The sequence below is a fragment of the Nocardia sp. NPDC004278 genome, from assembly GCF_053602975.1.
In genome coordinates, this window is sequence record NZ_JBSGEQ010000002.1 from 146,436 (window position 1) to 158,824 (window position 12,389).

General features: G+C 67.6%; 15 protein-coding genes. 4 read left to right on the plus strand and 11 right to left on the minus strand.

Annotated elements, in window-relative coordinates:
* Positions 1 to 657: a hypothetical protein gene (locus ACWEO2_RS03260; RefSeq protein WP_452403846.1), complete on the minus strand. Its 657-nt coding sequence runs from the start codon at positions 655 to 657 to the stop codon at positions 1 to 3.
* Positions 658 to 713: 56 nt separating this feature from the next.
* Positions 714 to 1,136: a winged helix-turn-helix transcriptional regulator gene (locus ACWEO2_RS03265; RefSeq protein ID WP_452403847.1), complete on the minus strand. Its 423-nt coding sequence runs from the start codon at positions 1,134 to 1,136 to the stop codon at positions 714 to 716.
* Between the two features lie 81 nt (positions 1,137 to 1,217).
* On the opposite strand from ACWEO2_RS03265, the gene ACWEO2_RS03270 reads away from it, so the two are divergent.
* Together ACWEO2_RS03270 and ACWEO2_RS03275 are read left to right on the plus strand one after the other, a co-directional pair.
* Complete coding sequence (locus ACWEO2_RS03270; protein WP_452403848.1) at positions 1,218 to 2,126, plus strand: NmrA family NAD(P)-binding protein; 909 nt, start codon at positions 1,218 to 1,220, stop codon at positions 2,124 to 2,126.
* Between the two features lie 121 nt (positions 2,127 to 2,247).
* Positions 2,248 to 2,979 carry an arginase family protein gene (locus tag ACWEO2_RS03275; protein WP_452403849.1) on the plus strand — a complete coding sequence of 244 codons (732 nt, stop codon included), beginning with the start codon at positions 2,248 to 2,250 and terminating at the stop codon, positions 2,977 to 2,979.
* Positions 2,980 to 3,320: 341 nt separating this feature from the next.
* On the opposite strand, the gene ACWEO2_RS03280 is transcribed toward ACWEO2_RS03275, so the two are convergent.
* The gene (locus tag ACWEO2_RS03280) at positions 3,321 to 4,268 is read right to left on the minus strand and encodes a LysR substrate-binding domain-containing protein (protein WP_452403850.1); all 948 of its coding nucleotides are present in this window, start codon (positions 4,266 to 4,268) and stop codon (positions 3,321 to 3,323) included.
* On the opposite strand from ACWEO2_RS03280, the gene ACWEO2_RS03285 reads away from it, so the two are divergent.
* The gene (locus ACWEO2_RS03285; RefSeq protein ID WP_452403851.1) at positions 4,267 to 5,106 is read left to right on the plus strand and encodes an MBL fold metallo-hydrolase; all 840 of its coding nucleotides are present in this window, start codon (positions 4,267 to 4,269) and stop codon (positions 5,104 to 5,106) included. The genes ACWEO2_RS03280 and ACWEO2_RS03285 overlap by 2 nt on opposite strands.
* Before the next feature lie 290 nt (positions 5,107 to 5,396).
* On the opposite strand, the gene ACWEO2_RS03290 is transcribed toward ACWEO2_RS03285, so the two are convergent.
* The 6 genes from ACWEO2_RS03290 to ACWEO2_RS03315 form a co-directional block, all read right to left on the minus strand.
* Positions 5,397 to 6,164 carry a pirin family protein gene (locus ACWEO2_RS03290; RefSeq protein ID WP_452403852.1) on the minus strand — a complete coding sequence of 256 codons (768 nt, stop codon included), beginning with the start codon at positions 6,162 to 6,164 and terminating at the stop codon, positions 5,397 to 5,399.
* 512 nt (positions 6,165 to 6,676) lie between these two features.
* Positions 6,677 to 7,237 carry a 2,4'-dihydroxyacetophenone dioxygenase family protein gene (locus ACWEO2_RS03295; RefSeq protein ID WP_355186263.1) on the minus strand — a complete coding sequence of 187 codons (561 nt, stop codon included), beginning with the start codon at positions 7,235 to 7,237 and terminating at the stop codon, positions 6,677 to 6,679.
* Positions 7,234 to 7,605, minus strand: coding sequence for a hypothetical protein (locus tag ACWEO2_RS03300; protein ID WP_452403853.1), 372 nt, complete (start codon positions 7,603 to 7,605; stop codon positions 7,234 to 7,236). The genes ACWEO2_RS03295 and ACWEO2_RS03300 overlap by 4 nt, the downstream gene beginning before the upstream one ends.
* On the minus strand, positions 7,602 to 8,480 hold the full coding sequence (locus tag ACWEO2_RS03305) for an alpha/beta fold hydrolase (protein WP_452403854.1): 879 nt from the start codon (positions 8,478 to 8,480) through the stop codon (positions 7,602 to 7,604). Before ACWEO2_RS03305 ends, ACWEO2_RS03300 begins: the two co-directional genes overlap by 4 nt.
* Positions 8,477 to 8,881 (minus strand): DUF1330 domain-containing protein, encoded by a 405-nt coding sequence (locus ACWEO2_RS03310; RefSeq protein ID WP_452403855.1) that lies wholly within the window; start codon positions 8,879 to 8,881, stop codon positions 8,477 to 8,479. The genes ACWEO2_RS03305 and ACWEO2_RS03310 overlap by 4 nt, the downstream gene beginning before the upstream one ends.
* A gap of 147 nt (positions 8,882 to 9,028) precedes the next feature.
* The gene (locus ACWEO2_RS03315) at positions 9,029 to 10,315 is read right to left on the minus strand and encodes a PucR family transcriptional regulator (RefSeq protein ID WP_452403856.1); all 1,287 of its coding nucleotides are present in this window, start codon (positions 10,313 to 10,315) and stop codon (positions 9,029 to 9,031) included.
* 96 nt (positions 10,316 to 10,411) lie between these two features.
* On the opposite strand from ACWEO2_RS03315, the gene ACWEO2_RS03320 reads away from it, so the two are divergent.
* A complete protein-coding gene (locus ACWEO2_RS03320; RefSeq protein WP_452403857.1) occupies positions 10,412 to 11,251 on the plus strand; it encodes an SDR family NAD(P)-dependent oxidoreductase in 840 nt (279 codons plus the stop codon).
* Between the two features lie 429 nt (positions 11,252 to 11,680).
* On the opposite strand, the gene ACWEO2_RS03325 is transcribed toward ACWEO2_RS03320, so the two are convergent.
* Positions 11,681 to 12,130: a hypothetical protein gene (locus ACWEO2_RS03325; RefSeq protein ID WP_452403858.1), complete on the minus strand. Its 450-nt coding sequence runs from the start codon at positions 12,128 to 12,130 to the stop codon at positions 11,681 to 11,683.
* Entirely contained in the window at positions 12,127 to 12,381 is a 255-nt protein-coding gene (locus tag ACWEO2_RS03330; protein WP_452403859.1) for a Tn3 family transposase, read from the minus strand. The genes ACWEO2_RS03325 and ACWEO2_RS03330 overlap by 4 nt, the downstream gene beginning before the upstream one ends.
* Positions 12,382 to 12,389: the final 8 nt, after the last annotated feature.

The following is a 12,389-nucleotide window of genomic DNA, read 5'->3' on the forward strand; positions in this document are numbered from 1 at the left end:
CTATGCCGAGAACTCATCGGCGAGAGTGTTCCAGAACATGAGCTCGTAGTTCTGGAACAGCCTTGCGTACAAATGCGCCTCCTCCGGCTTCAGCCGCCCGGTGTCGAGTCCGGCTTGGATGGCGGCAAGGACCCGCTGTTCGATCTCGGGGACATCGGCAGCGAAAAAGTCGAAGAACGCGCATGCGGAGTCGTCGAAATCGTAGTGCGTGCGCATTGCCTCGGCGACTGCCTTGCAGTAGCGGCCCCATGCGGTGAAATTCGAGTAGATGCCCGCTGCGGCAGCGGAGGGTTCGGCGTGCAACGCCAACCAGGCGACGTAGGCCGGATAGGCCTGGCAGCCCGCTCTCGGCAACTCCATGCCCTGGTCGGGTCCCACCGCATCCACCAGCGCGTCCAGCAGATCATGCGCCTGCTGCTCGCCCGGCGGGAGCCCGCCGAAGAAGGCCATGGCGTTCGGTTCGTCCGTCCGCGCCGCCATGGCGTGGAAGCTGCGCAAATCGCTGCTGGTAATGCGCTGTTCCTCCGCCGCGATCGCCGCGAAGACCGCCTGCGGCGCCTGGCCCGTCGTGATCAGCGGGAGCAAGCGGTTATCGCTATCGCGCGGGGCCAGTTCGGCCTGGATTCCGTCGAGTAGTGCACGGGCGGAAAGCGTCATCGGAACCTCCCTATCCGTACGGATACTTGTATCTATTCAACCCGACTATCACGGCGTCATTCGGTTCCGTCGACGCCGTGTTCGACGTCCCAGCGTTGCCGGGCCGAGGCGATGACGTCCCGGTGCGCACGTGACCAGTCGGCGAGCGCACCGATCGCTGCGGCGAGGCTGCGTCCGGTCTCGGTGAGCCGGTACTCCACCTGCGGTGGAATCGTCGGATAGGCGATCCGCTCGACCATGCCGTCACGGCACAGCCGCTTGGTGGTCAGTGTCAGCATCCGCTGCGAGATGCCCGGAATCGCCCGCTCCAATTCGCGGAACCGCCGCACTCCCTTGCTCAACTCCACGATCACCAGGACCGTCCACCGATCGCCGAGCCGGTCGAGCACATCGCGAATGCCGCAGTCGTCATCGCCACAGGGGCCCTCGGGATTAGTGCCCGCCACCTGCGCGGTGACCGCCGTGTTCGTGACCGACATGAAAGTGCCTCCTTATGCCGCGATACGCGAGCGCCGATGCTGGGACGAGTTTCAGCAACTACAACAATCGGGAGTGTTCCGATGATTCTGGTAACCGGCATCTCCGGATCCCTGGGTGGCCTCGTCTACCGCGGACTGTCCACCCGCGATGATCTGGCAGTGGCGGCGGGCAGCCGCTCGGGCGACGACACTGCAACGCGCCGAATCGATTTCGACGATCCGGCCGCGCTGACCGCAGGGCTGCGCGGCGTCGACGTACTGGTCATGATCTCCGCCGGATATGCCGAGGACGATATCGTGCTCGGGCGCCACGGTGCGGTGGTCGATGCGGCCGCCGCGGCCGGGGTCCGGCACGTAATTTATACGAGTCTTGCGGGTTCTGGCGATCTGATGACCATCGCCCTGCCGCATCGCTGGACCGAAAAGCGGCTGGCCGCAGCACCTTTCGAGGTAACCATCCTGCGCAACGGCCTCTACGCCGAGGTGCCCGTTGGTCTCGCCGTCGCGGGTGCCGCCGCATCCGCCGAATCCGGTGTATTCGCAGCGCCGTTCGGCACGGGCCGGATCTCGGTGGTGGCGCGCGAGGATCTTGCCGAAGTGGCCGTGCGGGTGGCCGCGGAGACCGACCGCGATCTCGCCGCGGGGCGGCATAGCAGGCATGCGGGCAAGGTATACGAGCTCGCGGGTGTCACCGCGATCGGTGGTTCCGATATTGCCGAAATACTGAGCGGATCCCTGGGCCGCCCGGTGAACTATCTGCCCATCTCCCTGACCGAAATGCGGAATATGTTGCAGGGCAGCGGATTAGAGCCGTATCAGATCACCCATACGCTGTCCTTGTTCGCCAACCTCGGTGCGGGTCTCCTCGAGTCGTCCGGCACCGACCTACCCGAGCTGCTGCCGACCGCACCCCGCGATGTTCGGACGCTCATCACCGACGCGGTGCGCGCTGGCGGGTATCAATCCGTATCGGTCGGCTCGACCCGCTGAAGGTCGTTCACGGGCCTGCTTCATTGCCTGAAGCAGGCCCCTGGACGTCAGCAGAGTGCTGGGTTCCGGCGCGCGGTAATTCAGTGGCGCGCCCGCTCAACGCTGAATTAGGCTCGCGAAGATGCGCTTGCTCGTGCCGTACCACCTCGACGAGTATCGGCCAAAGCTCGATGCTCCCATCAGTCCGGACGCGGTGGTGACGGCCGTGCTGCCGAAGATCGACGATCCGTGGGCTCGGATGGCCGTGCTCTATGACGCTGTGGCGGATCGGGTCGCGGAGTCGGTGCGCGGGGGTGAACGAGCGGTGGTCGCGTCCGGAGATTGCACGACCGCGCTCGCCACCGTGGCCGGGTTGCAACGGGCCGGGTTGGATCCGGCACTCGTCTGGTTCGACGCACACGGTGACGTCCAGACCATGGAGACCTCTACCTCCGGATACCTCGGCGGATTCCCCCTGCGCATGCTCGTCGGGTACGGCCGCCATTTGCTCGCCGACCGAATCGGCTTGCACGACATCGCCGAAGAGCGCGCCGTCCTGGTCGGCGGCCGCGACCTCGACCCGCCGGAAGCGGAATACCTGCGCACCGCGCGGATCCGACACCGCCCCGTCGACGACCTCGGCGACCTCCCGGACGGCCCGCTCTACCTACACCTCGACTTCGACGTCATCAACCCCGACGATCTCCCCGGACTCCTCATCCCTGCCCCCGGCGGCCCCACCCTCTCCGTGGTATCGGCCGCAGTGCACACCGTCCTCGCCACCGGCCGAGTAGCCGCCTTCGGCCTCGCCTGCACATGGCGCGATGACGCCGACGCCGCCCACCACGTCCGCCCCCTGATCGATTCCGCCTGACCAGAGCCTCCCGGACGCCCAGAGCAGCCAGCATTGGCCCTCGTGCGCTCGTGGAAATCCGCCACCAGAGGATGCGGACCGAACGATTGCTGGACAGCGCACGGCCGCCACCGATCGCGACGACTGCACCTTGACGGAAAGGGTGCTCGAGCCGCTGCCCCTCACCGCCGGACAGTGTGGTGGCCGGGCAATGTCGGGTTCGGCTCGGCCACGGCAACCGTGACCGCTTCAAACGCACAACCGGCGTCAGTCCCCTCGCCTACCGCCGCAACTTCAGCTGACCCGCCGCGCATTTCGCCGACGGACATTTGTTGGTGCGCGTCATCGTCCGAGCCGGTCGATCATCGACGCCCGCGGTAGATGTCCTCGGCGACACGGGTGAACGAACGGACCAAGGGGTTGCGCTCGTCGGTCTTCCACGCGATCACCAGGTGGCTAGGGGGCATGTCCAGCAGGGGGACGACCGTCAGCCCGGGAGGCATCGTGTGCCCGAGCGAGGTGAGCCCGACGGTGTCATTCCACAGCACCGCCTGGACGCATTCGTGGATCGTGCGAACCACCGGGCCGTCGGAGCCCGCGCCACTCACGGGCATCCAGTACGCGCGCCACGCTGGGTCCGCGTCGTCTGGCAGGCGGAACCAACGCCGGTCGACGAGTTCCCCGAGGCTCAGGCTCGGGCGCGCCGCGAGCGGATCGTCCGATCGCAGCACCACTCCGATGGGGTCGGACTGGAGCGCCCTCGTCGTCAGGCCGGCCTGGTCGAAAGGCGTCCGGGTCAAGGCGATATCGGCCAGGCCCGATCGCAAACCCGCTGTCGGATCGGCGAAGTCGGCCTCGTGTATTCGGATCTCGACTCCTGGGTGCCGCTGCCGGAATGCGGCGGCCAGCGCGGCGCCGGCCTGCTCGGCGCTGTCGGCGAGCGTGCCCAGCCGTAGGATCGCCGCTCCGGCGGCCGCGGCCGCGCGGGCGCGCGCTTGGTCGGCCTGCGCGAGCAGGGCACGCGCATCCTTGTGCAGCGACTCGCCCGCGGGTGTGAGGGCTACGCCGTTCGGAGACCTTCGCAGCAGCTCGCAACCCAGTTCGTTCTCGAGTTTGCGGATGGCGCGGCTCAGCGGGGGTTGGGTCATATGCAGGCGGGCGGCGGCGCGGCGGAAATGCAGTTCCTCCGCCACTACCACGAAATACCGCAGCGTCCTCAGGTCCATTACCGGCGACGATACCTTCTCGGTATCGGGCGAGACCAATCGGCCTTGGACGACCGATGGGCCCGCGGTCCAGGCTGAAGTCATGTCACCTCTTCCTCAGCCGCCGACCTGGGTCGGACCGCTTCCCGAGGCGTCGCCGCCATCGGACATGGCCATTTATCAACTGCCGACCGGGACCTACGAGACCAGGGCGGCCTTCGCGTTCAAGGGCGGGTCTTTCCGCGACAAGCGCCGTTTCGCCGCTACGGCGGTCCTGGTGCGACATCCCAAAGGCGACCTGCTGATCGACGCGGGTTTCGGCTCCGACCTCGATACGCACATCCAGGCCCTGCCTCGGATGCAGCGGGCCCCGCACCGGCTGACCAGCACCGTCAGCGAACAACTCAAATCCAGTGGCTACGACCAGGGCTGCCTCGCCGGTGTCCTGGTGACGCACGCTCACTGGGATCACGTCAGCGGTCTCGGCGACCTTCAGGTCCCGATTTGGATCAACGAGGGCGAGCTGCAATACGTGAGACATGCGCGCGACGCGCAAGTGTTCCGCGACGTGTCCGCGGGTCACGAGATTCACGAATACCAGTTCAACGGCCCCTCCTATCTCGGTTTCCCGTCGAGTTTCGATGTGCACGGTGACGGCTCGGTGGTTGTCGCCCTCGCCGGCGGCCACACCAACGGCTCGGTGGTCGTCTTCGTCACGCTGCCGACGGGCAAGCGGTACGCCTTCATCGGGGACCTGACCTGGCAACTCGACGGCATCCGCCGCCGCGTCGAGCGGCCGTTGTTGATGCGCTCGCTCGCCGACATCGATCCCAAGAGGGTGCGCGAGGGGTTGCTTCACGTGATCGCGCTGGCTGACGCCATGCAGGTGGTGCCGGCGCACGACGTCACCGCCTACGACGGCATCCCGCTGCTACCGGTCTAGATGATCGCGGCTCGACTTGTCCGAACGAGAAGATCGATCCCGCGAAAGGAGTAGCAGCCGGCATGAATCCTGGCCCCGGTCAACCGGCCGGCGGCATCCCCACCACAGCGGCTCGCAACGGCTTCCACTCGCGATGCCGACACCGCTTCGTCGAGCATGGTGGCCGACCGGTCGATGAGCCGGCGTAGTGGCGGTTCTCGATCAATTCGGTGAGCGTGCGAGCAGGTCCTGGTAGGAGGGGTCGTGTGCTCCGCGGAACGGTCCCCCTGACGGTGGATGGGCACCGAAGGTCAGAACTGGACGCCGGCGTGCATTTCCCAGACCAGGATCTCGGCGGGCTCGCTCGCGGTGACCTGCTGGCCGCCGGTAGCGGTGAAGCGCACCGCATCGCCGGTATGCAGCGGGCCAGCACCCTCCAGTGTCACCGCGCCGCGGGCCACGAACAGGTGCAGGAACGGCGCATCGGGCAGGTGCACCGACTGTCCTGGGGCGAGCCGCGCGGCGTGCAGGGCCGCGTGCGAGTTCCGGATCCGGATCGCGGCGTGACCGTCATGTTTGCGCATACCCGAGGCGACCGGCAGCAGACTGCCGGACAGCAGTTCCGCTTCGATTTCCAGCTGCTCGTAACCGGGGGTGATACCGGCCTCGTCGGGCACCACCCACATCTGCACGAAGTGCACCGGGTCCTGGTGGACGTCGCCGCTGAGCCGCCACGAGTCGTTCTTCTCCGAGTGCAGGATGCCGGTGCCGGCGCTCATACGCTGGGCCAGGCCGGGATAGATCACGCCGTTGTGGCCGGTGGAGTCCTGGTGGACCAGCGAGCCCTCCAGCACCCACGTGACGATCTCCATGTCGCGGTGTGGATGGGTGTCGAACCCCGTACCGGGATCCACGATGTCGTCGTTGTTGACCAGCAGCAGCCCATGATGAGTGTTGGTCTGGTCGAAATGGTGGCCGAAGGAGAATGAGTGCTTGGAATCCAGCCAGCCGAAGTCGGACTTGAACCGGTCCTCGGCGCGGCGGATATCGACGGTGGGAGTCAAGTCGATGGTGCTCATGAGGTGCCCTCCTTCAAGGTCGGTGCCGGCCCGATCGCCGATCCCGCAATTTGGTTTCCATGGAAACTAACTTGGGTCGGAGCGGAATTATTTCCGCCAGCGAACACGCCGTGATCAGGACGAACTGGTCGATCAGTGGACGCTGGTGGGCAGTGAGCTGGACTTGGTGGTGGGTACGCGTCCCGCTATGCGGCTGGGGTTCGCGATTCTGCTGCGCTTCTATACCGAGCGGGTTGAAGGGGCTGGTCGGGGCCAACCCACGCAACGTCGTGACCAGGTCAGCGACGAAGGCCGCAGGGATCCCTCGGGGATTTGGAAGACCGGCAGGGATGTGCGCAGGGGGTCGCCCGGTGCTCCAGGTGCAGAAAGATGCAGGCGAGCAGGGCCAGGCGCTGGGTGCGAGGGTTTCACGGCCGGTCTTCGTCTTCGTGGTCGATGCTCCGACCAACACCTCGTGCATGCGCCCGCCCTCCCGGTGGCTGACGCAGTGCCCGAGGTGGCCGTGGTGTGTCTCAGGCGTTGACGCTGACGACTCCGGCGGCCCCGCCACCGATGTACTGCACGCCGTTGAGGCCCTGAGCCTGGCTGAGGGTGTCGGTGAGGTGCCGGATGGTGACGCCGTCGAGGATGGAGTGGAAGTGGCCGTCCTCGGTGAAGTTCACGTTGCCACCCTCGACGAAGGCCAGGAGCACGGTGTCCTCGGTGTTGTCCGCGGGGCAGACGAAGGTGTGCACCGAGCCGGCCGGCTCGTAGAGATAGGAGCCCGCGGTCTGCATCTGGTCCGGGTACTCCAGGTAGTGCCAGCGGCCCGCCAGGGTGTAGCCCTGGGCGATGCCGGTGTGGTAGTGCAGTGGCACCGCGGCGCCGGGCTCGAAGATCGCGAGCACGACCCACTGGCCGGTCTCTAGGTCGAGGCGCAGCGGCTTGAAGTGGACCCCGGGACCGAGAGCGTCGCGGATCAGCGGGATGTCGTTGGAATTGACGGTGAGCAGTTCGCCCTGGGGCAGGGCGACCAGCGGCAGCGGCGTACCTGCGCTGGTGGTGGCAGGCTGCGGTGCGGCGGTGAGTGTCATGACGGTTCCTCTCGAGGGGTGACGGCGGCAGGTCGGTCGACGTTGCCGTAGGTGCTGCGAAGCTCGTTCTTCTTGAACTTGCCGGTGGCGTTGGTGGGGATCGCCGGGACGAACTCGAACTGTTCGGGCACCTGCCGCTTGGCGAACTCGGTCTCCAGATGGCGGCGCAGCGAGGGCGCGTCGGCGATAGCGCTGTCGCGCAGCGCGGACGCGATCCGACCGGCTCGGGTGGCGCAGGACCCGAGCGTGGTGCGATGGACGCTCCCGTCGGGCCGCCGCGAGACGACCGACCGGTTGGGGTGGAACGTCTCGGCCCGCTCGACCACCGCGGCGAGGGGATAGTCGTCGGTGGTGGGACCGTCGATCACTGGCTTTCCTGCCTGGGCTCAGGCAGGCGGGTCGCGCCAACCTGGCTGCGCAGGTGCGGCAGGACGTGGTGGGCGACGCGGTCAGGCTCTTCGAGCCACACCCAGTGGCCGGCACCGGGGATCTTGTGGATCTGTGCCGACGGGAACGGCTCGCGCTGCCGATCGGCTTGGTCGGTGGGGAGGTAGACGTCAGCGGTGCCCCAGACGACCAGGCAGGGGAAATCGTGGCGACGTAGCGCCGCGGCCAGCGGCGGCATCGAGGAGACCGAGGTGGACCGGTACAGGCGCAGGACGGCCCGCTTGGTCCCCCACGGTCGAAGGTGCGCACCCAATTGGGCCACCCACTGGCGGTCCAGGCCCGGGTTGTCATGTCGGAGCAGGCTCCTGACCAGCCGTGGAGTGGCACCGCGCTGGAACAGCTCGCCCACCAGCGGGAGTCGCCATATCCGGGCCAGCCGGTGCCAGCGGTAGTCGAGCAGCACCCCGGTGTTGACCAGGGTGATGCTGGCGACCTGCTCGGGATGGTCAGCGGCCCACGTCAGCGCCCACGGGCCGCCGAAGTCATGCGCCACCAGGTGCACGCGCTCCAAGCCGAAGGCCGCGATGACGCCATTGAGGTGACGGGCGTAACCGGCGACGGTGTAGTCCTGGTCGGCTCGTTTCTCGGCGCGGGCGAAGCCGGGCATGTCGGGGGCGATGACCTGGGCGAACTCGCTGACGGGCGCCATCAGGGAAAGCCAGTCGGCGCCGCCGCCGGGGTTGCCGTGTACGAACACCACGGCCTCGGTGGGCGAGGCGTCGTGCGGACCACCCACCAGCACGGGCGATCTGACATCGCCCACGACGACCTGACGGTTCTCGAACGCGGCGCTCACGACAGGTCGACCAGCCACGGGTCGGTGGACACCAGCGCCGAGGTGGTCAGTGCGGCAGTGCGGTGCTGGCTGACCTGCTGGTAGCCCGGGTCCATGACCATGTCCAAGAATGCAGACCGCGAGGGGTACTGCACCAGCAGGATCGTGTCCCACCAAGCGTCGCCCTCGTGGCCGATGACGACGCTGCCGGCGTTGCCGAAGTACACGATCGAGGCACCCACGCGGTCGAGATGCGGCTGCACGTCACGGGCGTAGCGCAGGTAGCTGTCGCGGCCCCCCTCGTCGTTGAACTTCAGCAGGTTCAGCATGATCACGGGGCCACTGGTCCGCTGGGCCGCCTCGACCAGGGCGCCGACCTGGCGCTCGGTGGGCTCGATGTACACGGATGACTCAACGGTCATGGCAGCCTCCTGGGCGATCGACGGTGGGCCATGTGGCCCTGTGATGCAGGACACTACGAACCGCAGGCAGGTGCCGTCTCGGTCAGCCACGACAGATTTCGGTCGCCTCACTGTGCTGCCGCGACAGCCGGCAACTCACGGGTGAGGTCAGCTGGAGGGGAGCCGGCGCAGGGCAGGCAGCAGTGCCAGCGCCACGCGGAGATCGAGATCGCCGCCCCCGATCGCGTGACCGAGGATGCTCTCGGCCTGCCGGACTCGGTAGGCGACCGTGTTCGCGTGGATGTGCAGCCGCGCGGCGGCACGGTTGCGACTGTGGTTCTCCTCGAGATAGACCGCCAGCGTCTCGGCTACCCGATAGGTCGCCTCGTCGTCGGCGGCCAGGCCACCCAGCACACCTACGACGTGCGCTCTGGCCTGCTCAGGATCCACCGTGGCCATCGCGACCACCGCGACCTCGTCGTACCGGGTCACCGAGCCGGTCGCTGCATCGATCAGGGTCGCCACGCGCCGGGCATGGCCGGCCTGCGTCTGGCTGGCCCGGAAGCCCGTCAGCCCGTGGCCCGGGGTGCCCACCGCCAGCAGCGGGGCGAACTCGTGCGTGATCGCCTCAACCGAGATGGCGATCTTGCCGAGGTCGCCGTCACCGAACGCGCGAGCCCGACTGATCCAGGCGACGCTGCTCTTCGCACCGCGCGGACACACCAGCACGGCATCGGCACCGGCCAGCCGGCCCAGCTGCTGCAGCAGCCGGTTGAGCGCCGACTGCGGATCCGAACCCTCCGGTGCCGACTCCACCCACGCGACCACGCCGACGTGATGGCGCCCCAGCTCGTAGCCGAGCCGCGTCGAGGCCCGTCGCGCGTCACACTCGCGACCGGACAGGATCGCCTCGACCGCCTCGACCCGGGCCGCCATCGCGCTACGCATCCACTCGTCGCGCTCGGTCTCGTACAGCTGCTCAGCCAGGCTCGAAGAGGTATCGACGAACGCGAACAACCAGGCCGAGAGCAGATCTGCAGCCCTGGCCAGCGTGACGGGCTCCAGGGTCCGCTCGGAGATCCGCGCCAGCAGCCACTGCCACACGACCTGGTGGGCCAGCCGGTACGAGCGCAGCATCGGGGCCAGCGCCACCAGCCGGTGCACCCCTGTTGTCGCCACCGCGACCGTGGCCTCGGGCAGGATCACCGCTCGCGGGTCACCGCCGCGCTGGAGCTGCGCCGAGATCGCCCGCAGCGACGACTCCGCCGAAGCGACCTGCTGGTCGTAAGCCTCGGCGTCGGAGATGAACTCCGGTAACTCCGCACGCATCAGGTCGGCCACGCGGACGGCGAGGTCGGCGGCATGGGCACCGAGGTCGGCGGCGACTCCGGTGACCACGTCGCCCCAGATGCGCTTCGACTCCGGTTCCTGTAACGGTGGCCAACCCGACTCCATGCAGCGCACCTTACTGTCGCGGGACGACAACTGCCCAGGTAAATGCTGGCGTCGTCGTACGAGCGGGTCGGTGGCGCCCACGCCTACGGTTCCGTCATGCTTCCTACGAACCATCTCAGGACCAAGGACCTCACCGGCCGTACTGTGGTCATCACCGGAGCGGGCAGCGGTATCGGCCGCGAGCTCGCACTGCTGTGCGCGCGCAGGGGCGCCTCGCTCGCCCTGTGCGACATCAACCTCGCAGCCGTCGAGGTGACCGCGGAGCAGGCCCGACAGTTGGGCCGCGACGTCTTAACTGCGAAGGTGGACGTCTCCTCCGTCGACGAGATGGAAGCCTTCGCGGATTCGGTACAGGAGCGGTTCGGCGCCCCCGACCTTCTGGTGAACAACGCTGGCGTGGGAGTTTTCGGCGGCTTCCTGGACACCACCATCAAGGACTGGGAGTGGCTCGTCTCGATCAACCTGATGGGTGTCGTGCACGGCTGCACCGCATTCGTGCCGGACATGGTCAAGCGGGGCCAGGGCCACGTCGTCAACGTCGCCTCGGCTGCAGGCCTGCTGGCCAACCCCAGCCTGACGGCATACAGCGCGACCAAGTTCGCGGTGCGCGGGTTCTCCGAGGCGCTGCGCAGTGAGCTCAAGCCGCTCGGCATCGGAGTCACTGCGATCTGCCCCGGCGTCATCAACACCCCCATCACCGCCAACTCCCCGATCCGGGGTGACGGTGCAGACGAGGTGCGCAAGAAGCTCGGCGACCTCTACGCCAAACGTGGGTACACACCCGAACGCGTTGCGGTCAACATCCTCAAGGCCGTCGACCGCAACACCGGCGTCGCCCCCATCGCCGCAGAAGCCCACCTGATGTACACACTGGCTCGGTTCACGCCTCGCATCGCGGCAGCAGTCTCGGCCAAGCTTGCCGCGGTCGCCAAATAGCCCGACAACGAACTCACCGATGTCGCCCGCCGATGCGCTGTGCTGCTATGGCCGGTCTGGCGGGCATCGGAGGTTCGCCTGACAAGAATCGTGTTACCTGCCGCAAATTGCCTGTGGCAGTAGCTATTTCGGTGTAGCTTGCGCGACTCTGGTGTGTGAGCTGGACCGGGACGAGCTGTCGACCGGTGGACGCTTGTCGGGGATGAGCCCGAGCTGATCGTTGGAAGCGCGGTGCGACTCCCCTGGGGGTCGCGATATTGCTGCGGTTGCTACAACGAGTAGGTCCACCGGGTGTCGACCACTCGACCGACGGAGGGGCAGCGGCCGGGCCGGGCGCCAAGGTCTCGCCGCGGCGGTGCGCAGCTCTCGCGGGCGCCGCGCAAGCTGCTCGCGTCGTCACCCACAGTCCCTCAGCGCGCGGCCAGGCGCTCATGGGGTGAGATGGACAAGTGGGTCCGGCATCGGGCCCGGAGCGCCGGTTCGGGCGAAGGAGATCCACGCCGCGCGGACGGCACCGCCGACGGCGTCGATGTCCGACCAGGCCAGGTCGCCGAGCATCGGCGCACTTTGCCAGGCGCTCTCGCAGCCCAGGAGAAGCGGCAGTTCGACGCAGTGGGTCGCGCCGAACGTTGAGACGCTGGGGCGCCAGTCCAGTCGGTAGGCGTGTACGCGGGCGCCCGCCCGCAGGAGCCGTGCACGAAGGTCCGCGAGCGGCGTCTCGTACATGTGTCGGGTCCGTTCGGCGACGTCGCCGCTGTCACCGGCGGCCTGCGGGAACGCGGACATGTCGTCGGCATTCCATCCGTACATAACATCCAGACCACGGACATTGGCGTGGAACGAACCGCCGGGGGCGCGCAGCGGACCGGTCCCGGTCACTGGTGTGAACGGAGGCTCCAGTGCGCTACCGGTGCGGTCCCGGTGGGCGGCTGCAGTCCGCAGCTGTGCTGCCACGATGGCTTCCGGGTCCACGGTGCGCCGTGGAAGATTCGCCGCGCGAGGTCGTGACGCCCCTCGGTGAGGTTGGCCTGGCCCTTGATCTCGCGACGGTAGGGTTCGTCGTCGGCCAGGCGTAGCACGTGTTCTGTTGACTGCACCAATTCCTTCGCTACGAAGGATTTGGTGTGCATAAGGACCT

What these genes read in the sequence shown, in the direction of transcription:
- ACWEO2_RS03260 (WP_452403846.1), bottom strand. Translation starts at nt 657, where the DNA reads ATGACGCTTTCCGCCCGTGCACTACTCGACGGAATCCAGGCCGAACTG.
- ACWEO2_RS03265 (WP_452403847.1), bottom strand. Translation starts at nt 1,136, where the DNA reads ATGTCGGTCACGAACACGGCGGTCACCGCGCAGGTGGCGGGCACTAAT.
- ACWEO2_RS03270 (WP_452403848.1), top strand. Translation starts at nt 1,218, where the DNA reads ATGATTCTGGTAACCGGCATCTCCGGATCCCTGGGTGGCCTCGTCTAC.
- ACWEO2_RS03275 (WP_452403849.1), top strand. Translation starts at nt 2,248, where the DNA reads ATGCGCTTGCTCGTGCCGTACCACCTCGACGAGTATCGGCCAAAGCTC.
- ACWEO2_RS03285 (WP_452403851.1), top strand. Translation starts at nt 4,267, where the DNA reads ATGTCACCTCTTCCTCAGCCGCCGACCTGGGTCGGACCGCTTCCCGAG.
- ACWEO2_RS03280 (WP_452403850.1), bottom strand. Translation starts at nt 4,268, where the DNA reads ATGACTTCAGCCTGGACCGCGGGCCCATCGGTCGTCCAAGGCCGATTG.
- ACWEO2_RS03290 (WP_452403852.1), bottom strand. Translation starts at nt 6,164, where the DNA reads ATGAGCACCATCGACTTGACTCCCACCGTCGATATCCGCCGCGCCGAG.
- ACWEO2_RS03295 (WP_355186263.1), bottom strand. Translation starts at nt 7,237, where the DNA reads ATGACACTCACCGCCGCACCGCAGCCTGCCACCACCAGCGCAGGTACG.
- ACWEO2_RS03310 (WP_452403855.1), bottom strand. Translation starts at nt 8,881, where the DNA reads ATGACCGTTGAGTCATCCGTGTACATCGAGCCCACCGAGCGCCAGGTC.
- ACWEO2_RS03315 (WP_452403856.1), bottom strand. Translation starts at nt 10,315, where the DNA reads ATGGAGTCGGGTTGGCCACCGTTACAGGAACCGGAGTCGAAGCGCATC.
- ACWEO2_RS03320 (WP_452403857.1), top strand. Translation starts at nt 10,412, where the DNA reads ATGCTTCCTACGAACCATCTCAGGACCAAGGACCTCACCGGCCGTACT.
- ACWEO2_RS03330 (WP_452403859.1), bottom strand. Translation starts at nt 12,381, where the DNA reads ATGCACACCAAATCCTTCGTAGCGAAGGAATTGGTGCAGTCAACAGAA.